We start from the raw sequence: 25,069 nt of genomic DNA, 5'->3' as shown, positions 1-25,069 counted from the left end.
CGATGCAGGCAGCGTCGACGCGCGTAGCTTCATCGGCGCACGGAGCGGCCGGCCGGCGCGCCCGCGCGATTGCGAGCGCGGCGCTCAAGGTCGCATACCCGCTTGTGATCCTCGCTTCCTTGCGAGTCGGTTCGCCGCGTTTTATCGGGCTCGCCTTGCTGGTGCTACTGTGGCTGCAGCGCTGGCTCGGCGCGGGGAGCATCGGCACGCTGCTCGCACGACTCACGCGGCTCGAATGGGCGCTGGCGCTCGGCTTGAGCAGCTGGTCGGCGGGCATTGCACTGACCGGCAGCGAGACGTTGCTGCGCGCTTACCCGATCCTCGTCAACGGCGGGATGCTCGTCGCATTCGGCGCGACGCTTTGCGGCGGCGGACCGTCGATGATCGAGAAGTTCGCGCGTCTGCGCGCCCCCGATCTCGATGCGCGTGCCGTGCGCTACACGCGCCGCGTCACGCAGCTTTGGTGCGTCTTCTTCGCGCTCAATGGCACGGTGTCCATGGCTATTGCGCTATGGGGCTCGCGCGCCCAATGGGCCTTTTATAACGGTGTCGTCGCCTATCTATTGATCGGCGCGCTGATCGTGGCCGAAATCGTCTGGCGTCATGCGTTTTCTGCAAGGGGGAAGGCGCGATGACCTCGGGGTTCGTTTCGCTGCGCGAGCTGCCATGGACGTCGCGTGAAAATTCGATGCCGGTCTGCGTCGATCGCACGACGGTACTGGACTTCGGCGGTTTCAAGGCGCGTATGGCGGCCTATGCCGGCTGGCTCGAGCGGCAAGCGGGGCGACGTGTTGCGGTTTGCCTCGATGATCCATTCGAGTTTGCCTGCGCGCTATTTGCTGTCCTCGCGTGCGGCAAGGAGCCGATCATTCCGTCGACGTCGACCCCCGCGCATCTGGCGATGCTGGGCGAATGCTACGACGTCCTTCTGACGGCGGCGCAGATGCTCGAAGTCGAGACGCGCTCGATAAAGGGCGTACTCGCAGGCGGCATCGATGCCAACGCGCCGCTCACACTCTATACGTCGGGTAGCAGCGGGGTGCCGAAGGCGGTGCGCAAGACGCTTGCCCAGTTCGACGCCGAAGTGCGGACGCTCGAGACTCAGTGGGGAGCGATGCTCGGCGCTGCGACGCTGCTCGCCAGCGTGCCGCATCGGCACATTTACGGGTTGCTGTTTCTCGTGCTCTGGCCGCTGGCTGCAGGGCGCCCGTTTGATCGGGCGACTTGCGCCGAGCCGCTGCAACTCCAGGCGAGGCTTGCAGAAGTGGGCCACGCGGCGGTGGTATCGAGTCCGTCGCAGTTGGGCCTCTGGGCCGAGTTGCCGGGCTTCGATACGCTCGCCCCGGTGCCGTGCGTGTTCTTCTCGTCGGGCGGCCCGCTCGGCGAGGAGGCCGCCCATGCCTACACGCGTTGCTTCGGACGCGCGCCCGTGGAGATTTATGGCAGCACGGAGACGGGCGGCATCGCCTGGCGCCAGCGGAACCACTCGGATGCCTGGCAGAGCGTGCCCGGCGTTGAACTCACGTGCGACGCGGATGGTGCGCTGCTGGTGCGCTCGCCTCATCTCGGGCACGATGGGTGGCATCGGACCGACGACGCTGTCGCGTTTGATGAGGACGGGCGTTTCCGGCTCAAAGGGCGGCTCGATCGCGTCGTGAAGCTCGATGGCAAGCGCGTGTCGCTGCCCGAGATCGAGGCGCACTGCGCCCGCCACCCTTGCGTGGCGCAGGCCGCCGCGGTCGTGCTGCCGGGCGTGACGCGTGAGCGGATCGGCGTGCTCGTCGCGCTCACGCGCGAAGGCTGCGCGACGCTGCTCGCCGATGGGCGCGTCGCGCTGGCCAAGGCGCTGCGCGCGCATTTGAGCGATTACATCGAGGCGGTCGTGCTGCCGCGCCGTTGGCGCTTTTGCGCAGCGTTGCCGCTCGATGTGCGCGGCAAGCTGCCGGTCGCGGCGGTCGCCGCTGCATTCGCGCCGCGAGAGCAGGGGATGGACGTGCTCGCGCAGTTTGAGCATGAGGACGTGTTGCACTACGAATTGCGCGTGCCGGCGACACTCGTCCATTTCGCCGGGCACTTTCCAGGCTTGCCGATTTTGCCCGGCGTCGTCCAGGTCGACTGGGCCATACAGCTCGGCGCCGAGCGCTGGCCCGACGTGCGTTCGATCCTCGCGGTGGAGCGGCTCAAATTCCTGGCGCCGGTGCCCCCGGGTGCAATCTTGCATCTGACGCTGGCCCACGACAGCGCGCGCCGGCGCATGCGTTTCACCTACCGTCTCGGGGAACGTGACTGCGCATCAGGCGTGCTCGCCTATCGGGGGGCTGCATGAGCATGCAGGTGGCAATCGTTATCCCGATCTACAACCACAAGGACGAAATCGGCGCTACGCTCGCGCGCCTGATGCCCTTCGGTCTGCCGATTTTCGTTGTCGACGACGGGAGCGATGAGACCACGCAAGCGGTTCTCGCCGAGTTGGACGCGCGCTGGTCGCCGCGGCTAACGCTGTTGCGGTTGGCCGTCAACGGCGGCAAGGGCGCTGCCGTGATGGCGGGGCTCAGGGCCGCGCGCGCCGCGGGTTTCACTCACGCGCTGCAAATCGATGCGGATGGCCAGCACGATGCGGCTGACGTGCCGCGCTTTCTCGATGCGGCCCGCGCGAGACCCGACGCGGTCGTGCTCGGACGGCCGGTCTACGACGAGAGCGCGCCGAAAGCCCGGCTCTACGGCCGCTATTTGACGCATGTCTGGGTCTGGATCGAAACGCTGTCGACCGCGATTCCCGATTCGATGTGCGGCTTTCGTCTCTATCCGCTGGACGCGGCTTGCGCGCTGATCGACTCCGTGGCATTGCCGACCCGCATGGATTTCGATATCGAAATCCTTGTGCGCCTGTCGTGGCGAGCACTGGCCTTTGTGACGATTCCGACGCGCGTCACCTACGCGGCGGGCGGTCTTTCCCATTTCGACGTGGTCCGTGACAATCTGCGCATCAGCAAGAGCCATACGCGCCTCGTCGCGGGGATGCTCGCGCGCTTGCCGGTGTTGCTTGCGCGCAAGGTGATGCCGCGTCGCGCCGCGCCGGCGTCGACCCCGGGCGCTCACGGGCGCTGGTGGCGCATCGCGGAGCGCGGCAGTCGCACGGGTATGCGGTTGCTTGCGCTGAGTTGCAGACTGTTCGGCATGCGGGCGACGCGGCTCTGGCTGCATCCCATCGTCGCGTATTTTTTGCTGACGGGGCGTACCGCTCGGCTTGAATCGCTCCGCTATTTCACACGGTTGCGCGACGTGTCGCCTGCACAGACGACGCCGCAGCCGGGCTGGCGTTCGGCTTACCGGCACATGCTGGCGTTTGCCGAGGCCGGCCTCGACAAGCTCGGCGCTTGGACCGGGCGCGTCGCGCACGAGCAGGTCGCATTCGACGATCCGTCCGCGTTCGAAGCGCTCGTCGCGAGCGGGAGAGGCGCACTCGTCATCGGCGCGCATCTGGGCAATCTCGAGATGACGCGCGCGTTGGCGGTCCGCGGGGCGCATGCCAAAGTGACGGCCGTTGTCTACACGGACCATGCGCGACGCTTCAACAGTGTGCTGGCAGGCGCACACAGCGATTTCGCGAGCCGGCTGGTCGAGGTCGCCGATTTCGGTCCCGAGACCGCGATGCTGATGCAGCAGCGCATCGATGCGGGCGAATTGCTCGTCATTGTCGGCGACCGTGTGCCGGCGCACGAAGCGGGGCGGGTGATCGAAGCGCCTTTTCTGGGTGGCGTGGCGCCATTTGCGCAAGGGCCGTATGTGCTCGCGCATGCGCTCGGCTGCCCCGTCTATTTGTTTTTCTGCTTGAAAGAGCACGGTCGTCATCGGCTCTACTTCGAGCCGTTCGCCGAGCGTATCCAACTGCCGCGGCGTGAGCGGGTGGCGCATTTGTCCGCCTACGCACGTCGCTACGCAGAGCGGCTCGAGCACTACTGTCGAAAGGCGCCGTTCCAATGGTTCAATTTCTTCGATTTCTGGGCGTGCCAGCGTGGAGAGGGTAATGGCCGAAGATGATCTGAACGCGCGTCGCAGCGCGCCCGAAACCGCCGCAGGGGCCACCACGATTCAAATGGGTGGGCGCCGGCTGACGATTGAGGAAGTCGCCGCGATCGCCTCCGGGCGTGCCGGCGTTGCCCTGAATGGCGATGCGGCGTGGCGTGCGCATATTGAGCGGGGCGCGGCGTTCTTGCGCGAGCGCCTGGCCGCGGGAGCGACCGTGTATGGCGTCAATACGGGCTATGGCGACGCATGCGTGGTGACTGTCCCGCCCGAACTCGTCGAGGCGCTGCCGTTGCAATTGACGCGTTATCACGGTTGCGGCATGGGCCGTCTGCTCGAGCCGGCCGAGACGCGCGCGGTCATCGCCGCCCGCTTGAATTCGCTCGCCTACGGGTACTCGGGCGTGCGCGTCGTCTTGCTCGAAAGGCTGGCCGATCTCATCAATTTCGATGTATTGCCACGTATTCCGGCGGAAGGATCGGTTGGTGCGAGCGGCGATCTGACGCCGCTGTCGTATGTCGCGGCGGCGCTCGTGGGTGAGCGCGATGTGCTGTTCGGGGCCCGCGTGCGGCCGGCCGCCGGCGTGTGGGCCGAACTCGGCCGCACTGCGTTGCAGCTGGCGCCCAAAGAGGGCCTTGCGTTGATGAACGGCACCGCGGTGATGACAGGCCTCGCTTGCCTCGCGTTCGTTCGAGCAGCCCAACTGACGAGATTGGCTGCGCGCCTGACCGCGCTATCGACCGTGGCGCTCGACGGGCGCGCGGCGCACTTCGATGCGTTGATTTTCGAAGTGAAGCCACACGCGGGACAGGCGCAGGCGGCGGCTTGGATTCGCGACGATCTTGCCGGTCGCGGGGATACGGCGGGGCAGCGTTTGCAGGATCGCTATTCGATCCGCTGCGCGCCGCACGTGATCGGCGTCGCGCAAGACGCACTCTCCTGGGTGCGCCGCGACATCGAGAACGAACTCAACAGTGCAAACGACAATCCGCTGATCGATGCGGACGGCGAGCGCGTTTTGCATGGCGGCAACTTTTACGGCGGCCATATTGCCTTCGCGATGGACTCGCTCAAGACAGCCGTGGCCAACCTGGCCGATTTGATGGATCGGCAGTTCGCGCTTATCGTCGACGACAAGTTCAACAACGGCTTGCCGCGCAACCTCTCGGGCGCCAGCGCGGAGCGCGCGCCGATCAGCCACGGATTCAAGGCGGTGCAGATCGCGGCGTCGGCCTGGACGGCCGAAGCGCTGAAGCTGACGATGCCGGCCAGTGTGTTTTCGCGCTCGACCGAAGCGCACAACCAGGACAAGGTCAGCATGGGTACCATCGCGGCCCGCGACTGCCTGCGCGTGCTCGAGTTGACGGAGCAGGTCGCGGCGGCGCACACGCTTGCGGCCGTGCAGGCGGCGCGGCTGCGATTGTCGGTGACGCCGGGGGCCTCGCTCACGGCGCCCCTCGCCGAGTTCGTCGAAGCCGTTGCGGCACGCTCGCGTTTCGTCGACGAGGATCGTCCGCTTGAACGAGACCTGCGCGCGCTGACGCAGTGCATCGCAGAGGGCGCGCTCGTGGCCCCGTGCGGCCCTGCCGGTGCGACGAGCGAGGCAGGGCGATAGATGGACAAAGCACGACAACCGCTGACGGCCTGCGCACAGGTCGAAGTGCCGTTTCATGACGTCGATGCCATGAACGTCTGCTGGCACGGCCACTACCTGAAGTACTTCGAGATCGGCCGCGCCGCGTTGCTGCGCGCGTTCGACTACGACTACCCGGCGATGCAGGCGTCAGGCTACCTCTGGCCGATCGTCGAAGCGCACCTGAAGTACGTGCGGCCGGCGGCCTACGGTCAGGCGCTGGATGTACGCACCGAGCTGCTCGAGTTCGAGAACCGTTTGAAGATCGGCTACGAGATCGTGGATGTGGCCAGCGGCGAGCGATTGACCAAGGGCTACACGATTCAGGTCGCCGTTTGCGCAACCACGCGTGAGCTGCAGTTCGTTTCGCCACCGATCGTCTTCGACAAGCTGGAGCAGCGATGGCCGCGATAGGACTTGGGCGCCGCGTCGTTCATCTGACGGTCGCAGCCGGCGCCGCATGCGCGGTCGTATCGGCCGCGGCCTCTCCGGTATCGGCGGCCGACCCGGTGCGGCCGGCGAGCCGCACCGAGCCGGACAGCACCGATGTGGCCGACGCAAGGCTCGTCGCGCGCATCGCCGCGCAATTGGCCGTCAAGGCGGGCGTGCGTACGACGTTTCGCCAGACGCAGACGCTCGCCGCGCTGTCGGCTCCGCTTGTGAGCACGGGCACGTTGGTGTTCGCGCGCGAGCACGGCGTGATTTGGCGTACCGAGACGCCGTACCGCGTCACGTATGTGATCGGCGATGCGGGTGTCACGAAGGTCGACGCGGGTGGCCGTCAATCGACGCGCGCCGCGCCGCGCGGCGGAGTCGCGCAAGTGTCGCAGATGATGCGGGCCATGCTCGGTGGCGATTTGTCGGCGCTCTATTCTCAGTTCGACGTGGCGGCCGCAGGCACGCCCGCGCGGTGGCATGTGCTGCTGACGCCGAATCAGCCGCAGCTTGCGCAGGCGGTCAAAGCGTTGCGCATGGAAGGCGGTATGTATTTGCAGACGCTCGAGATCACGGCTGCCAACGGCGACACGACGCGCATCGCGTTTTCGGGCAGCGAGGGCATTGATGCGCTGTCTCCCGCGGAACTCGCTTTGTTCGGTGCGCACTGATGCAGGTTGCCCAGGCATTGCGAGCGAGACGACGATGGGGCGTGCTGCTCGTATGGCTCGCGCTCGCTTGTGCCGTGACGGCGTATTGCGTGTGGCGCTTTGCCGAGCCGCCGCTCGGGGCGCGGGCCTTCATGCCGCCGCCGCTGCAAACGAATCTGCTCGCACTGCTTCCGAAAACCGAGGCTGATCCCGCCGCCGAACAGGCGCTCGATGCGCTCGCATCGTCGATGGGCGAGCGGGCGGTGTACCTCGTCACGAGCGACGACGCGGCGCACGCGAAGGCGGCGGCCCGGCAACTCGCGTCGTCACTGGCGGCAAGCGGTGCGTTTGGAAGCGTCTTGGCCCAATTGCCGCCGTTCGACGTCTCGCAGGTGGCCCGTTTTTACCTGCCTTATCGATTTGGCCTTCTGACAGAGGCCGATCGCGCGGCGCTGACCACGGGCTCCGCGTCATTGCAGAACCTGGCGGCCGAGCGGCTGTTCGATCCGTTTCGCGCCGGGCTTCCGACCTCGCTCGCCGACGACCCCTTCGGCTGGCTGAGTCGGTGGCTGGGTGCGCTGCCGCTGGCGGCGACGAATCTGAGCGTCGAGGATGGGATGCTCGTCGCGCATCGCGGCGCAGCGACGAGCGTGCTTGTCACGGCGACGCTGCGGGGCTCGGCTTACGAGACATCCGTCCAAACGGCCGTGCGCAGCGCGACGGCGAGCGCGGAACGCGCATCGACGCGCGCGTTCCCCGATGTGCAGATCGTCCGCACGGGGGCGGTGTTTTATGCCGACGCCGCGCGCCGCGCATCGGAAGGCGACGTGCATCGCATCGGTATCTGGTCCGCATGCGGGATCGCGCTGCTGATGCTCTGGATCTTCCGGTCGCCGCGGCTGATTGCGCTCGGCTTCCTCTCGACGGCGATCGGCATCGGTTGTGCGCTCGCGGCGACGATGGCGGTCTTCGGCCAATTGCATCTGCTCACGCTCGTGTTCGGTGCGAGCTTGATCGGCGAGGCCGTCGACTACTCAATCCAGTACTTCGTCCTCTATTTGAGCGAAGGCCATCGCTGGGACGCGCAGCGTGGTCTGCGCGAGGTGCGGCCTGCGCTCGTCGTCGCGCTCGCGACGAGCCTGCTCGGGTACGCGATTCTCGCTTGGGCGCCGTTTCCGGCGCTCAAGCAGATCGCCTGCTTTGCGATGGTCGGCATCGCGATCGCATTCGCCTCCGTCGTATCGCTGCTGCCCGTGCTGCTCGAGCGTGCGCCGCGCCGGACGCCGACCTATTTGTTCGAAGGCGCCGCACGTTTGCTGATGCGCTGGCAGTCGGTGCTCGGCGGCCGCCGAGCCTGGTTCGTGGCGGCGCTCGTGCTCGTCGTGGCGCTGCCGGGCTGGCTGCGCTTGCAGAGCGATGACGACATCCATCTGCTCGTTCAGCGCGACCCCTCACTTGTGGCGCAGGAGCGTGCAGTGCGCGAAGCGATCGGCGTAGACGACGGCGCGCGTTTCTTCGTCGTCAAAGGCGCGACGCCCGAAGCGGTCCTGGAGCGCTGCGAAGCGCTCGGCTCGCGCCTTGACGCACCGCTCGCCGGACGACGATTGGCCGGGTGGCAGTCGGTTTCCCGGTTTGTGCCGTCGGCGCGACGCCAGGCAGCCGACCGGGCACTGCTGGCCTCGAGCGCGCTACGCTCGCCCGAGGCATTGCGCGCGATGCTGGTCGGTACTGGATTCCGCGATGCGGTGGCGCGGCACTATGTCGATGCGTGGACGCAGGTCCCGGTGGTTCCGCTCACACTCGAGGCGTGGCTCGCGACGCCGTGGTCGCAGCCGTATCGTCATCTTTGGCTCGGTGCCGTTAGGCCTACGGATGCACAGAGGAGCCAGGTCGTCCCACCCGAATACGCGGCCGTCGTGATGCCGCTCGGCGCGACGCCAGAACAGTTGCCGGCACTCGCGGCGCTGGCGCGTGCGTTGCCGGGCGTCGTCTTCGTCGACAAGGCCGCGAGCGTGTCGCGCTTGTTCGGTGCTTATCGCGCCGACAGCACGCTATGGCTCGCGGGCGCCGTCGCGCTCGTGCTTGCGTTGCTGATCGGACGCTACCGGGCGAGCGCGGGCGTTCGCGTGGCGATGCCGGTCATCCTTGCGATCGCCGTCGCCCTGGCCGCGTTCGGCTATGCCGGGGTGCCGCTGACGCTGTTCAACTGGCTTGCGCTGATGCTGGTACTTGGTGTCGGCGTCAACTATGCCGTGTTCTTGCGCGAGGGCTGCGCGCGCGCGAATGCCGACCTCGGTGCGGTATGGACGGGCGTCGCGCTCTCGGCGGCCACGACCCTGCTGTCGTTCGGGCTGCTGGCGATGAGCGCGATGCCGGTGTTGAAGGATTTTGGCTCCACGCTGGCACTCGGCATCGCCGTTTCGGTGCTGCTGGCGCCGATGGGTATGCCCACAGGGAGGGATCGGCGATGAAGCTGCCGCACGTCTATTTACATGCGCTCGGCATGGTCAATGCGCTCGGCGCCGACTTGGACGCGATCGCTGCGGCGCTTGCCACGGGCGTCTCACATGGTATGGGTCGGGTCGCGCTTGGAGGCGAGCACGGCGCGTATGTCGGGCGCGTGCAAGGCTCGCTCGAACTCGCGCCGCCTGCGCACCTCGCCCATTACGATTGCCGCAATAACAGGCTCTTGTTGGCGGCGCTAGCCCAGATCGAGCCCGCCGTGCAAGCCGCGTGCGCGCGCTACGGGGCGGGACGCGTCGGCGTCGTGCTCGGCACGAGCACGTCGGGCATCGCCGCGGGCGAGGCCGCGTTCGCGAGGCCGGACGAGGGCCGCACCGAGCCGGCGCCGTTCCATTACGTCCAAATGGAAATCGGTACGAGTGCGCCGTTCGCGGCCGCGGCGCTCGGCCTGCAAGGGCCCGCGTATACGATCTCGACAGCTTGTACCTCGAGCGCAAAGGCGTTTGCCGCCGCGCGCCGTTTGCTGCAGCTCGAGCTCTGCGATGCGCTGGTCGTCGGCGGTGTGGACTCGCTGTGTGAGCTGACGCTGCGCGGCTTCGCAGCGCTCGAGTCGACGAGCTTCGAGCGTACGAATCCGATGAGCTTGAACCGCGCCGGCATCAATATTGGCGAAGGCGCGGCCGTATTCCTCATGAGCCGCGAAGCGGGGCCCGCAGTCTTGGCCGGCGTCGGCGAATCGAGCGACGCCTATCACATTTCCGCGCCGGATCCGTCCGGCGCCGGCGGCGAGCAGGCATTGCGGGCGGCGCTCGCCGACGCGGGCATGGTTTCACAAGCGATCGGCTACGTGAATTTGCATGCGACGGCTACGCGCAAGAACGACGAAATGGAGGCGAGGCTCATGTCGCGAGTGTTTCCGCGCGGCGTGGCGGCGAGCGGTACGAAGCCGCTGACGGGCCACACGCTCGGCGCGGCGGGTGCGACCGAGCTCGGCTTCGCCTGGCTCGCGCTGGTACGCGAGGGCGCGACATTGCCGCGTCACCTTTGGGACGGCGTGGCCGATCCGGGACTGCCGGCGCTCGATCTCGTCGAGGACGAACGGCGTCTGCTGCCCGGACAGGCCACGATGAGCAACTCGTTTGCCTTCGGTGGCAGCAACGTGAGCCTCGTGCTCGCGCATTGAAAGACGCATGACCTTTGTGATGACGACACCGCCTACAGATTCCCACTCCGCCGTTTCGGTGCTTCGGCCCGCCGCCGGGTTCCCCGCGGTGGACGCCGTGCTGCCCCATCGCGGCACGATGCGCCTCATCGACCAAATCGTCGCGTGTAGCGACGACGCGCTGGCTGCGCTCGCGAGCGTCGATCCGCGGGCCTGGTACGCGGATGCGGACGGCGCCATGCCGGCCTGGATCGGCATCGAGTTGATGGCGCAGGCGATCGCTGCGCACGTCGGCTTGATTGCGATGCGGGCTGGCGGCCGTGCGCGGCCCGGTGTCCTGCTTGGCGCAAGCCGCTACGAGGCGCACGTGCCCGCGTTCGCAAGCGGCACAGAGCTGCGGATCGAGGCGAAGGAGCTGCTCAAGAGCGAAGCGGGCCACGGTGCCTACGAGTGCCTCATCGCCGCCGCCGATCGGTGCCTGGCGCAGGCCGTCGTCAAGGTGTTCCAGCCAACCGATTTTGAAGCATTCATCGAAGGGAGTTTTACGTCATGACCAGCCGGCGCGTTCTCGTTACGGGCGCAAGCCGCGGCATCGGCCGCGCGATCGCAATTCGTCTCGCCGCGGACGGTTTCGCCGTCACCGTGCATTGCAGAAGCAGCGTAAGCGAAGCACAGGCCGTGGTCGACGCGATCGAAGCTCAGGGCGGCCGGGCGAGCCTGTTACGGTTCGACGTTCGCGACCGGGCGGCTTGCCGCGCACAGCTCGACGCCGATGTGCAGCGCGACGGCGCGTATTACGGCATCGTGCTGTGCGCGGGCCTCACGCGCGATGCGGCCTTTCCGGCGTTGACGGACGAGGACTGGGATGCCGTCGTCGAAACGGGCTTGAACGGCTTTTATAACGTGGTTCACCCGCTGACCATGCCCATGGTGCGCGCCAGGCAGGGTGGCCGCATCGTCACGATCGCATCGGTCTCCGGCGTGATCGGCAATCGCGGCCAAGTCAATTACAGTGCGGCCAAGGCGGGACTGATCGGCGCGACGAAGGCGCTTGCCGTCGAACTTGCTTCGCGCCGGATCACAGTCAACTGCGTGGCGCCTGGACTCGTCGACACCGATATGCTCGCCGGCCTCGAGCATATCGAGCGGGCCCTGCAAACCGTGCCGATGGGCCGCGTCGGGCGCCCGGAGGAGGTGGCCGCAACAGTGGGCTTCTTGATGTCCGACGCGGCTTCGTATGTGACGCGCCAGGTGATCGGCGTCAACGGCGGGATGATCTGATGAGGCGCGTCGTCGTAACCGGAATGGGTGGGGTGACGGCCATCGGCACGCGCTGGGACGAGATCGAGGCGGCGTTGCGCGGCGGACGCAACGCTGTGCGCAGCATGCCTGAGTGGGACTATTTCTCGTCATTGCACACGCGCCTCGCGTGCCCTCTGCCGAGCTTCGAAGTACCGCGCGAGTATCCGCGCAAGAAAACGAGATCGATGGGACCCGTCTCGATGTACGCGGTACGGGCCAGCGAACTCGCGCTGATCGATGCCGGGCTGGCCGTGGACCCGTCGATCGCCGACGGTCGCATGGGCGTCGCCTATGGCTCGTCGTCGGGCTCGGTTCAGCCGATTCGTGCGTTCGGCACGATGCTCGACACGGGATCGATGCAGGACGTGACCTCAAACAGCTACGTGCAGATGATGCCGCATACGGCGGCCGTCAACGTGAGCCTTTTTTGGGATCTGAAAGGTCGCATCATTCCCACTTCGTGCGCGTGCGCCTCGGGCAGTCAGGCGATCGGCTATGCCTACGAGGCGATCGCGACCGGCAAGCAGGCATTGATGCTCGCCGGCGGGGCCGAGGAGCTGTCGGGACCCGCCGTTGCCGTGTTCGACACACTTTACGCGACGAGCACGCGCAACGAAGTGCCGCATTTGACGCCGCGCCCGTTCGATGCGCAGCGCGACGGGCTCGTGGTCGGCGAAGGGGCGGGCACGCTCGTGCTCGAAGCGTACGAACACGCGCGCGCGCGCGGTGCGCGCATCCATGCGGAGATCGTCGGCTTCGGCTGCAACTCCGACGGCGCGCACATGACGCAACCCACTGCCGTCACCATGGCGCAGGCCATGCGGTTGGCGCTTGCGGATGCGCAGTTGCCGCCGGAGGCGATCGCGTACGTGAACGCGCACGGGACGGCAACCGATCGCGGCGACGTGGCCGAGAGCGCCGCCACGGCCGAGGTATTCGGCGGTGCGATGCCGATCAGTTCACTCAAGAGCTACATCGGCCATACGCTCGGCGCGTGCGGCGCTATCGAAGCCTGGTGGACGATAGAGATGATGAAGCGCAACTGGTATGCCCCGACGCTGAATCTGGCGACCGTCGATCCGGCCTGCGCGCCGCTCGACTACATCGTGAGCGAAGGCCGCGTGATCGATGCCGAGTATGTGATGAGCAACAACTTCGCATTCGGCGGCATCAACACGTCGCTGATCTTCAAGCGGCTTCGATGAGCGCGGCGATGCGCCCCGATGCTCAGCGCGTCGTCGTCACCGGCATGGGCATCGTTTCCTGCCTTGGCAATGCACTGGATGCGGTGGCCGACGCATTGCGGGCGAGCAGGTCGGGGCTCACGCGTATCGAGGCGTGGGCCGAGCGAGGGTTGGCGAGCCAGGTCGCAGGTGCGGCCTCGGTGAGCGGCGAGCCACCGTTCGCGCGCAAGTTCGAGCGCTTCATGGGCGATACGGCGCGTTTTGCGTGCCACGCCGCGCGCATGGCGATCGACGATGCGCGCCTCGCGCCGTCGGCGCTGCATTCGCCTGGGGCCGGTGCGGTGATCGGCTCGGGGACCGGCGCACTATCGGCCTACGATGCCGCGCTCGCGCTGTGCGCTGCGCGCGGCATCGAGCGCACGCCGCCGTTCGTCGTGCCGCAGGCGATGAGCAGCACTGTGTCCGCCAACGTGGCCCACGTCTTCGGCTTGGAAGGCGTCTGCTATTCGCCGTCGTCCGCCTGTACGACATCCGCGCTCGCGATTGGGCAGGCGATGCACCTGATTCAGACAGAACGCCAGCAGATCGTGCTGGCCGGCGGCAGCGAAGAATTGCACGAGAACACGGCGCTGATGTTCGATGCCATGGGCGTGCTCTCGCGTGGGTTCAACGACGCGCCCCAGCGCGCGTCTCGCCCGTACGATGTCGGGCGCGACGGCTTCGTGCTCGGCTCGGGGGCTGGGGTACTCGTGCTCGAATCGCTTGCGCACGCACGCGCGCGCGGCGCCTCGATCTACGCCGAATTGACCGGTTTTGGTCAAGCGACCGATGCGCACGCGATGGTCGCGCCGGGGGCGGCCGGCATTGCACGAGCTCTGCGCGCCGCGCTCGACGAAGCCGGCGTGCGGCCCGATTACGTCAACACGCACGCGCCCTCGACGCCGCTTGGCGATGCGCAGGAGCTCGACGCGCTAGTGGCCGTGTTCGGCGAGCGGATGCCGCCGCTCTCGTCGACGAAGGCCTTGACGGGGCATCCGCTCGCCGCGGCGGGCGTGCATGAGGTGATCTACACGTTGCTGATGATGCGTGACGGCTTTGTTGCGGCCAGCGCGGGCATCGAATCACTCGACCCTTGCTTCGATGCCGCGCCGATCGTACGGTCGGCGCGTGCGGCCTCGCTCGCTGCCGCGATGTCCGTCTCGTTCGGATTCGGCGGCAGTTGCGCGAGTTTGATGTTCGGCGCCTGCGCAGGCGGCACGAAGCGGTGACGAGCATCTTCGATTTTTTTGATGAGACCACAACGACGGGAGTATCTCGATGAAACTCAAGCACCTGATTGCGCTGGCGGCGCTGGCGGCGACGACGCAGGCGGCCACGGCCCACACCAGCGTGACGACCTATCCGCTCAAACCTGTGCTCGACACGCAGCCCGCAGACGGCAAGGTGACCTTCTACTTCGGCGATGCGGCGCATCCGGCCGTTACCGCGTCGCACGGCGAAGGGAAGGCGTCGATACGCATCGCGCGCAGGCTCGACGGCAAAACGACGTCGTGCAACGAGGCGCTGAGTGAAGCGCTGGCCTCGCTTCGCGCTGACGCAATCGACCACGGCGCGAACGCCGTGGTCAACATCGAGACGAGCTTTCACGCGACCAAGAGCGTCTCGGCCACCGAGTTCACCTGTGCGACGAGCGGGAGTGCGGCTGCGCTGAAGGTGCGCGGCGAGCTTGTCACGCTCGAGGCCAAGTGAGCGTCCGGGCTATGGGGTCGGCCCGGCGAACAGCAGGACTTCAACTGACAACAAACAGGAAGTGAACACGATGAAACGCTATCTCAAACTGGCTGCCGTACTTTCTCTTTCGGTCGCGGCCACGCATGCCTTCGCCCGCAATTCCATCGGGACTTACTCGATCGACAACGCACTGAAGTCGGACAACGGTAAAGTCGGCTCCGACATCGCGCTGTATTTTGCCGGCCAGCCGCATCCCGCGGTGCTCAAGACCCTGAGAGAAGCGGCCACCAACAAAAAGACGAACGCCTTCGGTCGCAGTGACGAGCTCGCGTGCCAGCATGTGTTCCTCTCGGCTGTCATCGCCCTGCAAGAGCGGGCGCGGGCTTTAGGCGGCAATGCGGTCATCAACATCCAGAGCAACTACAAGAACAACCTGACGGCCAGCGCGACCGAGTTTACGTGTGGTTCGGGCGCCGTGATCGCCGGCGTCGCGCTCAAGGGCGACGTCGTGACCCTGAAGAAGTAACGAGGAAGCGTGAGCCGGGCGGCGCACCGTGCCTGCTGGGATAGGGCGTGTGCATCCACTGCATCCGACCGGTGCCGGAGCCCGGTCGTCCGCTACAGCGGTTTGCGGGCGGCGACATTGACGAGCGTCTCGCGACGCTTGCCCGGTTTGGAGTGATAGAGGCCGAGTCGCTCGAGTAAGCCGAAGTCTTTGGCCCGGCTCCACCAAAGGTAGGGCAGCGAGACGTGATGGGCTTCGAACGCAAAGCCGCCGGCGCGCAGCATATCGAGGTAGCCGTCGGCGCTTTTTTGCACATGCATCGGATGCCGAAACAGAAGACGGATGACCCAGGATTTGATGTAGGCGTCCGTCGATTCGGCGAACAGGAGCAGCCCGCCTGGCTTGAGCACGCGCCGGAACGATTCGAGCGCGCGCTCTTGCTCGACGAGATGGTGGAACGTCTGGTGGCAAAAGACGATGTCGGCGCTAGCGTCGGGCAGCGGCAGCGCGGCGCAGTCGCCGTGCAGTAGGTCGATCTCGACGGGCACGCGCATCGAGGCTTGCTTGGCGAGCGCGAGCGACGGCGCATGGCAGTCGACGCCGACGATGCGGCTTGGCTCGAATGCGTGAGCCAGTAGCTTGAACGAGATGCCTTGGCCGCAGCCGGCGTCGACGATGACGGGCGCATGCGGCATGGGCGCGTGGATCAGTCGCTTCAGGTCGGTAATGGCCACGCGCAGCACGTGATGTTCCCACGTACGCGTACGCAAAAACCAGATGCCGAACGCCGTTTCGGGCACGAACGTCGAGCTTTGGCGCAATGCAGGCAATGAATTGGATGACACGTCGGCCTTCCCACGGATGGTTGTGGTTGTGATGTCGCGGATTGTAATGGGAAGCGGCGCGGGCGTGCGTCGAGTCGGCCGCATTGCCCTGACCGTTGTTGAAGTAGCCGACCAAAGACCAAAGACCAACGACAATAAGGATGAAACAACGATGAATACGCAGTCTGGCGAAGTCGAGCGAATCGATGTGGCTGTCATCGGCGCAGGGCCGGCCGGCGCAGTCGCGGCCGCGCTGCTCGCGCGGGCGGGCCGGTCGGTGCTCGTGCTGGAGCGTCAGCACTTTCCGCGATTTTCGATCGGCGAGAGTTTGTTGCCGCAGAGCATGGCCTATCTCGACGAGGCCGGCATGCTCCAGGCCGTCGTCGAAGCCGGATTCCAATACAAGAATGGCGCATTCTTCGCCTACCGCGAGAAGACATCCTCGTTCGATTTTCGAGACAAGCATACGGACGGCTGGGGCACGACCTACCAGGTCGAACGTGCCGTGTTCGATCAATTGCTGATACGGCGTGCTGCCGAGCAGGGGGCACAAGTGCGTTTCGGCCACACCGTGCGCTCGATGGAGACAGGTGCCGCGCCCGTGCTCGAGGTGGCGGACGAGGGCGGTCGCACCTATCGCGTTGCAGCGCAGTTCGTGCTCGATGCGAGCGGCTTCGGCCGCGTGCTGCCGCGGCTGCTTGGCCTCGAGACGCCTTCGCATATGCCTGAGCGGGCGGCACTTTTCTCGCATGTGCGGGACGCGTTGCCCGCCGGCAGCACGGACCGCGACAAGATTTGCGTAGCCGTGCATCCCGAGCGGCGCGATGTCTGGTACTGGATGATTCCGCTCGCGGGCGGGCGCACCTCGATCGGCTGTGTGGCCGCTGCCGAGTTTCTCGATGTGCCGGAAGCGCAGCGAGAGGCGAGGCTGCGCGAGTTGATGGGAGAGGAGCCGACGATCGCGCGCTTGCTAGGCGATGCGCCGTTCTTGATGCCGGTGAACCGCATCGCTGGCTACTCGGCGAATGTCGAGCGTCTGCACGGCCCTGGCTTCGCGTTGCTCGGCAACGCGGGAGAATTCCTGGACCCCGTGTTCTCTTCCGGTGTCACCATTGCGCTGCGGTCGGCGCATCTTGCGGCCCATACGCTGCTTCGGCAACTGGCCGGCGAGCGCGTCGATTGGGCGGCCGACTACGACGGGCCGCTGCGCAAGGGGATCGACACGTTTCGCGCATTCGTGGAACGGTGGTATACGGGCGAGCTGCAGGACATCGTTTTCTACCCCAATCAGACGCCGAAGATCCGCCGGATGATCAGCGCGATCTTGGCCGGCTATGCATGGGACGAGACCAATCCCTACGTCGCAGATCCCGAGCGACGCCTCACCGCGCTGCATGAAACATGCATGATGGCTCCGGGCTGACCCCGAGCGTCGTCGCAGCGGGGATATCGGCGGCGGCGCGATGCAAGGTGCGCCGGCGGCCTCACGCGCGCCGATGCACGCGCTTGCCGGCCGCATAGGTTTCCTGCACGGCGCGATCGTCTCCGAGCATCGCAAATGCGAACAGCCACTCCTCGGGCGATTGCGCGAGCCCGGTGCGGCGCGCGAGCAGCGGCGTCGCTTCGGGATCGAGCACGATGAAGTCGGCTTCCGAGCCCGGGCGCAGCGTGCCGACCGTATCTTCGAGCCCCAGCGCTTGCGCCGCACCGGCCGTCGCGAGCCAGAACATGCGCGCCGCGGTCAGATGGTGGCCGGTCATGCGCGCGACCTTGTGCGCCTCGTTCATCGTCTGCAACATCGAGAACGAGGTGCCGCCGCCGACGTCGGTTCCGAGCGTCACCGGCATCTTCGCCTGTCCCGCCTTGTCGAAGTCGAACAACCCGCTGCCCAGAAACAGATTCGACGTGGGGCAGTGTGACGCCACTGCGCCGGTTTCCGCCATGCGCGCGCGATCGTAGTCGTCGAGATAGATGCAGTGCCCGTAGACAGCGCGTCGACGCAGCAGGCCGTAATGCTCATAGACGTCAAGATAGCTGCGATGGCCGGGGAAGAGCTCGGCCACCCACTTCACTTCGTCGGTGTTCTCCGACACATGGCTTTGGATGAAGACGTCAGGATGCAAGCGCGCGAGCGCGCCGCATGCTTCGAGCTGCGCGGGCGTCGAAGTCGGGGCGAAGCGCGGCGTCAACGCATAGAGCTGCCGCCCCTGCTTGTGCCAGCGATCGATCAGTTCCGCGCTGTCGTCGTAGCCCGACTGCGCCGTATCGCGCAGAAACTCCGGACAGTTGCGGTCCATCAGCACCTTGCCGGCCACCATGCGCAGATTGCGCGCCTCGCTCGCTTTGAAGAGCGCATCGGCGGAGCTCTTGTGGACCGTGCAGTAGGTCAGCGCCGTCGTGGTGCCGCAGGCCAGTAGCTGGTCAAGGAAGAATTCAGCCACGTTCGATGCGTGCTCGGGATCGGCGAAGCCGCGTTCGGTCGGAAAGGTGTATGTGTCGAGCCAAGGCAGCAGGCCGGCCGCCGGCGACGCGATCATCTCCGTTTGCGGATAATGCACGTGCGTATCGATGAAGCCGGGCGCGATCAGCTTGCCGCGCCACTCGACGAGCGTCGTGTCGGGCGTAAGCCGTTCGCGCAGCGCGCTGTATGACCCGGCCGCGACGACACGGCCGTCCTCGACGATCAGCAGCCCGTCTTCCTCGAAGCAAGCGCCGCCCGCTGTCGTGGCCGGATCGCCGACGAAGGTCAGTAGTTTGGCGCGATAGGCGGTGCGCTTATCCGTTTGACTCATGATGTTACGTCTCTCAGTGCGATGAAATGTGCGTCGGAAAATCAATGCGGCGTCGTCGGCGGCCGCCCCCAATACGCGTCGAGCTTGTCGATCAGCGCCTGCCGCTCGGCCGGCGTCACGAACGACGCTTCGAAGCCGTTGCGGATGATCGTGTAGACCTCTTGCTCGCTCAGATCGAGCGCGTCGGCCGTCGCGAAATAATTGGCGTTCACGTAGCCGCCGAAGTAGGCGGGATCGTCGGAGTTCACGGTCACGGCCACCCCTTGTGCGAGCAGCTGCTTGAGCGTGTGCTGCTTCATATCGTCGAAGACGCGCAGCTTGATGTTCGAGAGCGGGCACACGGTCAGCGCGACGCGCGAATCGGCAAGGCGCGCGACGAGCGCCGGATCTTCGATGCTGCGCACGCCGTGATCGACGCGATCGACCCTCAGCAGATCGAGCGCTTCGTGGATGTACGAGGGCGGGCCTTCTTCACCGGCATGTGCGACGAGCTTCAACCCGCGTGCGCGCGCGAGCGCGAACACACGCTCGAATTTGGACGGCGGATGGCCGCGCTCGGACGAATCGAGACCGACGCCGATCAGTCGATGTGCATAGGTGTCGAACAACGGCAATGCGGCTTCGTAGGTTGCGAGCGCGTCGGCTTCGGACAGATGTCGCAGGAAGCAGAGGATCAGCTTGCTCGTGAGCCCGCGCTGTTCGCCCTCGGCCAACGCGCGTTCGATGCCGGCCACGGCCGTGCTGATGGCGACGCCGCGTTCCATGTGCGTTTGCGGATCGAAGAAGATCTCGGCATGGACGACGTTGTCGGCGAGGGCGCGCTCGATGTAGGCGTTCGTCATCGTGTAGAAATCATCTTCGGTCAGCAAGACGCTGGCGCCGGCGTAGTAGATATCGAGGAACGATTGAAGGTCGGTGAACTCGTATGCCTTTTTCAGCGCGTCGATCGATTCATAGGAAAGCTTGACGCCGTTGCGCCTGGCAAGGTCGAAGATCACTTCGGGCTCCAGCGAACCCTCGATATGGATATGAAGCTCGGCCTTGGGCGCGCCGGCGATTTTTTCAGCGAGTGTTGGTGTCATGGTCGGTCAGCGGTTGCGGCGTGGAAAACGGTGAATCGTGCGAAGCCGTCGCCGTGCCACGGGCGGCTTCCACGGCTTGCAGCAGTTGCGCGGCGGCGGCGATCGCGATGACCTCGGGGGCCTTGTCGTCGATGCCTTCGACGCCGATCGGGCACACCATGCGCGCGATGTGCGTCGGCTCGATGCCGCTCGCGGCCAGACGCTGGTCGAACTGCCTGCGCTTGGCCCGCGAGCCGATCATGCCGAAGAAGACGAAATCGTCTCGCCGCAAGATGCGTTCGGCCAGGGCCAGGTCGCGCGCATGGTCGTGCGTCATGACGATGAATGCGGCGCCCGGTGGCGCTTCATCGACGGCTTTTTCCGGCGCCTCGCTCGCATCGGTGGTCAGATTGGGGCAGAGCGCGGTGGAAAGCTGCGGCGGAAAGCGGGCGTCTTTCTCGCCGACCCAGCGCACCGTGCACGGCAGCGTCGAGAGCACGCGTGCGAACGCGGCGCCGACATGGCCCGTGCCGAACAGCACGACCGGGAATTCGCGCGAGACGATCGTCTCGGTCAACAGCGCATCGCCGCCGTCGAAACCGGCGCCGTCCCAAAGCAGGCAATCGGGCGCCTGCGCACCGCCGTCGGCATCGACATCGGCAAGCCGCACGGGTTCGCGGGCAGGGCCGAACGAGATGCTGCGTTGCGTGGCCTGGCCCGCGTGCATGCGCTTGGCGAGCGACGCCACCCAATCGAGGTCGCCTACATCGAGCCGCTCGAAGGCCAGCACGACTGCGCCGCCGCAGCACTGGCCGAGGCTCGGGCCCAGCGACAGCCGTTCGAGCCGTCGCAAGTGCGGCACACGCATGCCGTCGCGCAAGACTTCGCGGGCGATCTCGATTGCACGCCATTCCAGATGGCCGCCGCCGATCGTGTAGCGCGCATTTTCCCGCGTGACGATCATCTTTGCGCCTGCCTCGCGCGGCGTGGAACCTTCGACGTGCGCGACCGTGACGAGCACGACGGCATCGCCGTGAGCGAGCAATTGCTGCAATTCGGTGAGCCAGGGTTGCATCGGTTCGTCGTGCTCCGGTCAGGCCGCGCCCAAGCCCGGGAGGGTCGAAGACGGCGAGCCTTCGGCGGCGGGTGATTCGTTGGAGGGCGCCGCATCGTTCGTGCCATCGCCGGTCGACGCGACAAACTTCGTGAGCGCCGTGAGCAAGGCTTCCGGCGTGGCGGGCGCTTCGAGCGGCGGGGCGTGTCGCGCGTCCGGCGCGACGCCGGCGAGCGCATCGCGCAGCGCCAGGAAGACCGAGAACGCGAGCAACAATGGCGGTTCGCCGACAGCCTTCGATCGAAAGACGGTCGGCTCGGCGTTCTCGTTGCGGTAAAGCCGGACATCGAACACGGCCGGCGTGTCGCTGATGGCCGGAATCTTGTAGGTCGACGGCGCATGCGTCATCAGCCGTCCATCGCGGTTCCACCAAAGCGCTTCCGTCGTCAGCCAGCCCACGCCCTGAATGAAGCCGCCTTCGATCTGACCGATGTCGATAGCCGGGTTGATCGATCGGCCCACATCGTGCAGCAGATCGGCCCGCAACAGCTTGGATTCGCCCGTCAACGTATTGACGACGACCTCCGACACCGCCGCGCCATAAGCGAAGTAATAGAAGGGACGACCCGTCATCGTATTGGCGTCCCAATGGATCTTCGGCGTGGCATAGAAGCCGTCGGACCATAGCTGGACGCGGGCCAGGTAGGCCGCATTGACGAGCTGCGCGAACGGGATCTGCCCACCTTCGCCGATGACGCTGCCGTGCTCGAAGCGCACCTGCTCCGCCTGGCCGCCCAGCGTCGTGGCGGCCACCTGGGTCAGGCGCTCGCGTATCGTCAGCGCCGCGGCTTCGGCGGCTTTGCCGTTCAGATCGCTGCCCGTCGAAGCGGCCGTGGCCGATGTGTTGGCGACCTTCGAGGTATCCGCCGACGTCACGCGCACTTGGGACAACGGCAAGCCGAAGACGTCGGCGACGACCTGCGCGACCTTCGTGTTGACGCCCTGGCCCATCTCCGTGCCGCCGTGATTGACGAGCACCGAGCCGTCGCGATAGATGTGAACGAGCGCGCCGGCCTGATTGAGGAATTGGACGTTGAACGAGATACCGAACTTGACCGGCGAAAACGCAATGCCGCGCTTGAGCACGGGGCTCGACGCGTTGAAAGCGGCCACCGCTTCGCGGCGCGCGCGATAGTCGCTCGTTTCGAGCAAGCGGGCCGTCAGCGGCGCCAGCACGTTGTCTTCGACGCGCTGGCCATAGGGGGTGAGCTCGCGCGCGCCGATTCCGTAGTAGTTCGCGAGTCGTACGTCGAGCGGGTCGCGACCGAGTGCGCGCGCGATGTTGTCGACGATGACTTCGGTGACGAGCGCGCCTTGCGGTCCGCCGAAGCCGCGAAATGCGGTGTTCGATTGGGTGTTCGTCTTGCAGCAGAGCGCGACGATTTCCACGTCCGAGAGGAAATACGCATTATCGACGTGACAGACCGCGCGCGTGGCGACAGCGCCCGACAGGTCGGCCGAATAGCCGGCCCGCAGCGCGATCTCGACGCGCAGGCCGAGGATGCGGCCGTCATCGTCATAGCCGGCTTCGTAGCGGTAAAGCGCGTCGTGGCGTTTGCCCGTGATCAGGAAATCGTCGTCGCGATCGGCGCGCAGCTTGACGGGGCGTTGCAGACGCGCACAAGCGAGCGCTGCAATGCAGGCGAACACGGCCGATTGCGACTCCTTACCGCCGAAGCCGCCACCCATGCGCCGGCATTCGCAGACGATCTGATGCACGGGACGTCCGAGCATATGGGCGACGAGCGTCTGCATTTCGCTCGGATGCTGCGTCGAACTGTACAGATGAACGCCGTCGCGCTCCGTCGGAATGGCGTAGGCGACTTGGCCTTCCAGATAGAACTGCTCCTGGCCGCCGACGGCGAATTCGCCGTCGATGCGATGCGGCGCCGCTGCAATGCGCTCGGCAGGGGACCCGCGCGTCAAGCGTTGCGGCTGCAGCACGTAGTGCTGTCGCGCGCGCGCTTGCGCGATGCTCAGCACGGGTTCGAGCGGTTCGTATCGCACGACATCGTCGCTTTTGCCGAGCGCCGCCGCGCGGCGCGCGAGCTCGTAGGACGTCGCCACGACGGCGAAGATCGGCTGGCCCAGATACTGCACGAGTTCGTCGGCCAGAATGGGATCGTCGTGCAGCACGGGGCCGCAGTTGTTTTCGCCGGGAATGTCTGCCGCTGTCAGCACGGCGACGACTCCGGGCGCGTCGCGCACCGCAGTCAGATCGACCGACACGATGCGGGCGTGCGCAAAGCGCGACAGTCCCAGCGCGACGTGGAGCGTGCCGGCGAGTTCGGGCAAATCGTCGGTGTAGCGGGCTTCGCCGCTCACGTGAAGCTCGGCCGATTCATGCGGCAGCGGCACCCCGATTGCGGCGTGCGTCGGTTCTGCTGCGCTTTCGGGCGGCACGCCGATCGGTGCATCGGTACGCAGATTCATGACGGCTCCTGCGCTTGCGTGTGGGCGTCGTCGAACGCGAAGGCGTCGACCTGGGCCAGCGCGAGCGGTGCCTCATCGCGCGTTTCGAGCCAGAACCGCTTGAGCAGATTGCGCGCGACGCTCATCCGATAGGTGCTCGATGCGCGCAGGTCGGTCAACGGCTGATAGTCGTCGGCCAGCGCGTCCATGGCTCGCTGGGCGGTGTCTTCCTGCCATGCGTTGCCGACGAGCGCGGATTGAGCCGAAGCGGCGGACTTGGGCGTAGCCGCCACCCCACCGAACGCGACGCGTGCCTGCGCAATCCGCCCATCGACGACGTCGATGGCGAACGCCGCGCAGACGGCCGAAATGTCCTGGTCGTAGCGCTTCGACACTTTGTAGGTGCGAAACCGTAAGGTCGGTGCGGGACGCGGGACGCGCAGGGCGGCCACAAATTCCCCCGGTTCGAGCGCGGTCTTTTGATAGCCGACGTAAAAGGCGCCGAGCGGCATTTCGCGCGTTTCATGGCCGCGCCGCAGCACGATCGTCGCGCCCAGTGCAATCAGCGCCGGCATCGAATCGCCGATCGGCGAACCGTTCGCCACGTTGCCGCCGAGCGTCCCGGCGTTTCGTACGGGTAGCGAGGCGAACCGCTTACCCAATTCGGCGAGCTCGGGATAGTCCACGACAAGCGCCGCGAAGGCGTCTTCGAGCGTGGCAGCCGCACCAATCGTCAGCGTGGCGGCATCGCGCTCAATGGCCGTCAGTTCGGCAACGCGCCCGACGTAAAGTAAATCGCCGAGATCGCGCAACTGTTTGGTGGACCACAGGCCGACATCGGTACTGCCGGCCAGCACGAGCGCGTGGGGATGTGCCGCGCGCAATCGGGCGAATGCATCGAGCGAGGTGGGCGCCCAAAAGCGCGCGACGCCGAACGCGTCGCCGCGTACGTCGGGCCCTTCATAAGCGAACGTGGTCCCGACTGTGCGCCGGATCTGCTGCAGTGCCCGCACGACTGGCGCGCGATCGAGTTTCACGCGCGCAGGGCGATCGCCGTCGAGCATCTGCTGCGCCGCCTCGATGATCGGACGATAGCCCGTGCAGCGGCAGAGATTGCCGGAGAGCGCCGTCGCGATTTCGTCGCGTGTCGGCAGTCCGGCGCCGGCCGGCTGGTTTTCATAGAGCGCCCACATCGACATGACGAAGCCAGGCGTGCAGAAGCCGCATTGCGAGCCGTGACAATCGACGAGCGCTTGCTGGACGGGATGCAGCGCGCCATCGGCGGCACGCAGGTCCTCGACCGTAAATAGCGCGCAGCCGTCGAGCGTCGGCAGAAAGCGGATGCAGGCGTTGACGGCCTTCAGGGCCAGTTCGCCTTGCGCGTCGAGTTCTCCGACGACGACCGTGCATGCGCCGCAATCGCCTTCCGCGCAACCTTCCTTCGTGCCCGTGCAGCGCAGGTCCTCGCGCAGGTGCTGTAGCACGGTGCGCGTGACGGGCAGGCCCGAGACCTCGCGGATGGCGCCGCGGTAGTAGAAGCGGATGGGATGCGTCGTCATAGCCGGATCCTGAAAGGGGGACGAGGCGCGCGTTACGCGGTGGCCGGCCAGTGGCCTCGCGCACGTGGATCGCCATCCATGCCTGAAGATAGCACCGTCGCGCGGCGAAGACATCGTTCGCGGCTGATGGACGCTATCAGCGCGCCGTCATGACGTCGGTACGATTCGCCGCGCGACGGTGCTATCTTCAGGCATGGATGGCGATCCACGTGCGCG

The 25,069-nt window shown here is 66.4% G+C and carries 21 protein-coding genes; 15 read left to right on the top strand and 6 right to left on the bottom strand.

Features of this window, described 5'->3' with window-relative positions; genetic code table 11:
- Window positions 1–2 precede the first annotated feature (2 nt).
- The 14 genes from C0Z19_RS04190 to C0Z19_RS04125 all read left to right on the top strand — a co-directional run bounded on the left by C0Z19_RS04190 (window position 3) and on the right by C0Z19_RS04125 (window position 15,112).
- The gene (locus C0Z19_RS04190) at window positions 3–635 is read left to right on the top strand and encodes a COG4648 family protein (RefSeq protein ID WP_102608562.1); all 633 of its coding nucleotides are present in this window, start codon (window positions 3–5) and stop codon (window positions 633–635) included.
- Entirely contained in the window at window positions 632–2,326 is a 1,695-nt protein-coding gene (locus C0Z19_RS04185) for an ApeI family dehydratase (RefSeq protein ID WP_102608561.1), read from the top strand. Before C0Z19_RS04190 ends, C0Z19_RS04185 begins: the two co-directional genes overlap by 4 nt.
- Window positions 2,323–4,041 (top strand): glycosyltransferase family 2 protein, encoded by a 1,719-nt coding sequence (locus C0Z19_RS04180; RefSeq protein ID WP_102608560.1) that lies wholly within the window; start codon window positions 2,323–2,325, stop codon window positions 4,039–4,041. Before C0Z19_RS04185 ends, C0Z19_RS04180 begins: the two co-directional genes overlap by 4 nt.
- Window positions 4,028–5,641 carry an HAL/PAL/TAL family ammonia-lyase gene (locus C0Z19_RS04175; protein WP_102608559.1) on the top strand — a complete coding sequence of 538 codons (1,614 nt, stop codon included), beginning with the start codon at window positions 4,028–4,030 and terminating at the stop codon, window positions 5,639–5,641. The genes C0Z19_RS04180 and C0Z19_RS04175 overlap by 14 nt, the downstream gene beginning before the upstream one ends.
- On the top strand, window positions 5,642–6,073 hold the full coding sequence (locus C0Z19_RS04170) for an acyl-CoA thioesterase (protein ID WP_102608558.1): 432 nt from the start codon (window positions 5,642–5,644) through the stop codon (window positions 6,071–6,073). It abuts the gene before it with no gap.
- Window positions 6,061–6,765 carry an outer membrane lipoprotein carrier protein LolA gene (locus C0Z19_RS04165; RefSeq protein ID WP_102608557.1) on the top strand — a complete coding sequence of 235 codons (705 nt, stop codon included), beginning with the start codon at window positions 6,061–6,063 and terminating at the stop codon, window positions 6,763–6,765. Before C0Z19_RS04170 ends, C0Z19_RS04165 begins: the two co-directional genes overlap by 13 nt.
- Window positions 6,765–9,215, top strand: a complete 2,451-nt coding sequence (locus C0Z19_RS04160; RefSeq protein WP_102608556.1) for an MMPL family transporter — start codon at window positions 6,765–6,767, stop codon at window positions 9,213–9,215. The genes C0Z19_RS04165 and C0Z19_RS04160 overlap by 1 nt, the downstream gene beginning before the upstream one ends.
- A complete protein-coding gene (locus C0Z19_RS04155; protein WP_102608555.1) occupies window positions 9,212–10,390 on the top strand; it encodes a beta-ketoacyl-[acyl-carrier-protein] synthase family protein in 1,179 nt (392 codons plus the stop codon). Before C0Z19_RS04160 ends, C0Z19_RS04155 begins: the two co-directional genes overlap by 4 nt.
- A 7-nt stretch (window positions 10,391–10,397) precedes the next feature.
- The gene (locus tag C0Z19_RS04150; protein WP_269844788.1) at window positions 10,398–10,922 is read left to right on the top strand and encodes a hotdog family protein; all 525 of its coding nucleotides are present in this window, start codon (window positions 10,398–10,400) and stop codon (window positions 10,920–10,922) included.
- Window positions 10,919–11,650, top strand: coding sequence for a 3-ketoacyl-ACP reductase FabG2 (locus C0Z19_RS04145; protein WP_102608554.1), 732 nt, complete (start codon window positions 10,919–10,921; stop codon window positions 11,648–11,650). Before C0Z19_RS04150 ends, C0Z19_RS04145 begins: the two co-directional genes overlap by 4 nt.
- Window positions 11,650–12,876, top strand: coding sequence for a beta-ketoacyl-ACP synthase (locus tag C0Z19_RS04140; RefSeq protein ID WP_102608553.1), 1,227 nt, complete (start codon window positions 11,650–11,652; stop codon window positions 12,874–12,876). The genes C0Z19_RS04145 and C0Z19_RS04140 overlap by 1 nt, the downstream gene beginning before the upstream one ends.
- An 8-nt stretch (window positions 12,877–12,884) precedes the next feature.
- The gene (locus C0Z19_RS04135; RefSeq protein WP_425330290.1) at window positions 12,885–14,123 is read left to right on the top strand and encodes a beta-ketoacyl synthase N-terminal-like domain-containing protein; all 1,239 of its coding nucleotides are present in this window, start codon (window positions 12,885–12,887) and stop codon (window positions 14,121–14,123) included.
- A 49-nt stretch (window positions 14,124–14,172) separates the two neighbouring features.
- Window positions 14,173–14,604 (top strand): hypothetical protein, encoded by a 432-nt coding sequence (locus C0Z19_RS04130; protein ID WP_102608551.1) that lies wholly within the window; start codon window positions 14,173–14,175, stop codon window positions 14,602–14,604.
- A gap of 70 nt (window positions 14,605–14,674) precedes the next feature.
- Window positions 14,675–15,112 carry an excinuclease ABC subunit A gene (locus C0Z19_RS04125; protein ID WP_102608550.1) on the top strand — a complete coding sequence of 146 codons (438 nt, stop codon included), beginning with the start codon at window positions 14,675–14,677 and terminating at the stop codon, window positions 15,110–15,112.
- 92 nt (window positions 15,113–15,204) lie between these two features.
- Here C0Z19_RS04125 and C0Z19_RS04120 read toward each other — a convergent pair whose 3' ends face one another.
- Window positions 15,205–15,936, bottom strand: a complete 732-nt coding sequence (locus C0Z19_RS04120; RefSeq protein ID WP_233195991.1) for a class I SAM-dependent methyltransferase — start codon at window positions 15,934–15,936, stop codon at window positions 15,205–15,207.
- Between the two features lie 151 nt (window positions 15,937–16,087).
- On the opposite strand from C0Z19_RS04120, the gene C0Z19_RS04115 reads away from it, so the two are divergent.
- The gene (locus C0Z19_RS04115) at window positions 16,088–17,338 is read left to right on the top strand and encodes an NAD(P)/FAD-dependent oxidoreductase (protein ID WP_102608548.1); all 1,251 of its coding nucleotides are present in this window, start codon (window positions 16,088–16,090) and stop codon (window positions 17,336–17,338) included.
- 61 nt (window positions 17,339–17,399) lie between these two features.
- Here the strand turns inward: C0Z19_RS04115 and guaD are convergent, their stop codons facing one another.
- The 5 genes from guaD to xdhA are packed head-to-tail and all read right to left on the bottom strand — an operon-like array spanning window position 17,400 to window position 24,853.
- The gene (gene guaD, locus C0Z19_RS04110) at window positions 17,400–18,707 is read right to left on the bottom strand and encodes a guanine deaminase (RefSeq protein ID WP_102608822.1); all 1,308 of its coding nucleotides are present in this window, start codon (window positions 18,705–18,707) and stop codon (window positions 17,400–17,402) included.
- A gap of 41 nt (window positions 18,708–18,748) precedes the next feature.
- The gene (locus C0Z19_RS04105) at window positions 18,749–19,789 is read right to left on the bottom strand and encodes an adenosine deaminase (RefSeq protein ID WP_102608547.1); all 1,041 of its coding nucleotides are present in this window, start codon (window positions 19,787–19,789) and stop codon (window positions 18,749–18,751) included.
- Window positions 19,770–20,843 carry a xanthine dehydrogenase accessory protein XdhC gene (gene xdhC / locus C0Z19_RS04100; RefSeq protein ID WP_102608546.1) on the bottom strand — a complete coding sequence of 358 codons (1,074 nt, stop codon included), beginning with the start codon at window positions 20,841–20,843 and terminating at the stop codon, window positions 19,770–19,772. Before xdhC ends, C0Z19_RS04105 begins: the two co-directional genes overlap by 20 nt.
- Before the next feature lie 18 nt (window positions 20,844–20,861).
- Entirely contained in the window at window positions 20,862–23,315 is a 2,454-nt protein-coding gene (gene xdhB / locus C0Z19_RS04095; RefSeq protein WP_102608545.1) for a xanthine dehydrogenase molybdopterin binding subunit, read from the bottom strand.
- On the bottom strand, window positions 23,312–24,853 hold the full coding sequence (gene xdhA / locus C0Z19_RS04090) for a xanthine dehydrogenase small subunit (RefSeq protein ID WP_102608544.1): 1,542 nt from the start codon (window positions 24,851–24,853) through the stop codon (window positions 23,312–23,314). Before xdhA ends, xdhB begins: the two co-directional genes overlap by 4 nt.
- Window positions 24,854–25,069 lie beyond the last annotated feature (216 nt).

The sequence above is a fragment of the Trinickia soli genome, assembly GCF_002879855.1.
Lineage (GTDB): Bacteria > Pseudomonadota > Gammaproteobacteria > Burkholderiales > Burkholderiaceae > Trinickia > Trinickia soli.
The sequence above is the reverse complement of the archived record's forward strand: the minus strand, read 5'-3'. Positions and strand labels throughout refer to the sequence as shown.

Bases quoted from the DNA above. Each gene is read 5' to 3' on its own strand.
- C0Z19_RS04160 (WP_102608556.1), top strand. From the start codon at position 6,765: ATGCAGGTTGCCCAGGCATTGCGAGCGAGACGACGATGGGGCGTGCTG.
- xdhB (WP_102608545.1), bottom strand. From the start codon at position 23,315: ATGAATCTGCGTACCGATGCACCGATCGGCGTGCCGCCCGAAAGCGCA.
- guaD (WP_102608822.1), bottom strand. From the start codon at position 18,707: ATGAGTCAAACGGATAAGCGCACCGCCTATCGCGCCAAACTACTGACC.
- C0Z19_RS04185 (WP_102608561.1), top strand. From the start codon at position 632: ATGACCTCGGGGTTCGTTTCGCTGCGCGAGCTGCCATGGACGTCGCGT.
- C0Z19_RS04150 (WP_269844788.1), top strand. From the start codon at position 10,398: ATGACCTTTGTGATGACGACACCGCCTACAGATTCCCACTCCGCCGTT.
- C0Z19_RS04165 (WP_102608557.1), top strand. From the start codon at position 6,061: ATGGCCGCGATAGGACTTGGGCGCCGCGTCGTTCATCTGACGGTCGCA.
- C0Z19_RS04105 (WP_102608547.1), bottom strand. From the start codon at position 19,789: ATGACACCAACACTCGCTGAAAAAATCGCCGGCGCGCCCAAGGCCGAG.
- C0Z19_RS04170 (WP_102608558.1), top strand. From the start codon at position 5,642: ATGGACAAAGCACGACAACCGCTGACGGCCTGCGCACAGGTCGAAGTG.
- C0Z19_RS04115 (WP_102608548.1), top strand. From the start codon at position 16,088: ATGAATACGCAGTCTGGCGAAGTCGAGCGAATCGATGTGGCTGTCATC.
- C0Z19_RS04175 (WP_102608559.1), top strand. From the start codon at position 4,028: ATGGCCGAAGATGATCTGAACGCGCGTCGCAGCGCGCCCGAAACCGCC.
- C0Z19_RS04180 (WP_102608560.1), top strand. From the start codon at position 2,323: ATGAGCATGCAGGTGGCAATCGTTATCCCGATCTACAACCACAAGGAC.
- C0Z19_RS04155 (WP_102608555.1), top strand. From the start codon at position 9,212: ATGAAGCTGCCGCACGTCTATTTACATGCGCTCGGCATGGTCAATGCG.
- xdhA (WP_102608544.1), bottom strand. From the start codon at position 24,853: ATGACGACGCATCCCATCCGCTTCTACTACCGCGGCGCCATCCGCGAG.
- C0Z19_RS04145 (WP_102608554.1), top strand. From the start codon at position 10,919: ATGACCAGCCGGCGCGTTCTCGTTACGGGCGCAAGCCGCGGCATCGGC.
- C0Z19_RS04190 (WP_102608562.1), top strand. From the start codon at position 3: ATGCAGGCAGCGTCGACGCGCGTAGCTTCATCGGCGCACGGAGCGGCC.
- C0Z19_RS04130 (WP_102608551.1), top strand. From the start codon at position 14,173: ATGAAACTCAAGCACCTGATTGCGCTGGCGGCGCTGGCGGCGACGACG.
- C0Z19_RS04125 (WP_102608550.1), top strand. From the start codon at position 14,675: ATGAAACGCTATCTCAAACTGGCTGCCGTACTTTCTCTTTCGGTCGCG.
- C0Z19_RS04135 (WP_425330290.1), top strand. From the start codon at position 12,885: ATGCGCCCCGATGCTCAGCGCGTCGTCGTCACCGGCATGGGCATCGTT.
- C0Z19_RS04140 (WP_102608553.1), top strand. From the start codon at position 11,650: ATGAGGCGCGTCGTCGTAACCGGAATGGGTGGGGTGACGGCCATCGGC.
- xdhC (WP_102608546.1), bottom strand. From the start codon at position 20,843: ATGCAACCCTGGCTCACCGAATTGCAGCAATTGCTCGCTCACGGCGAT.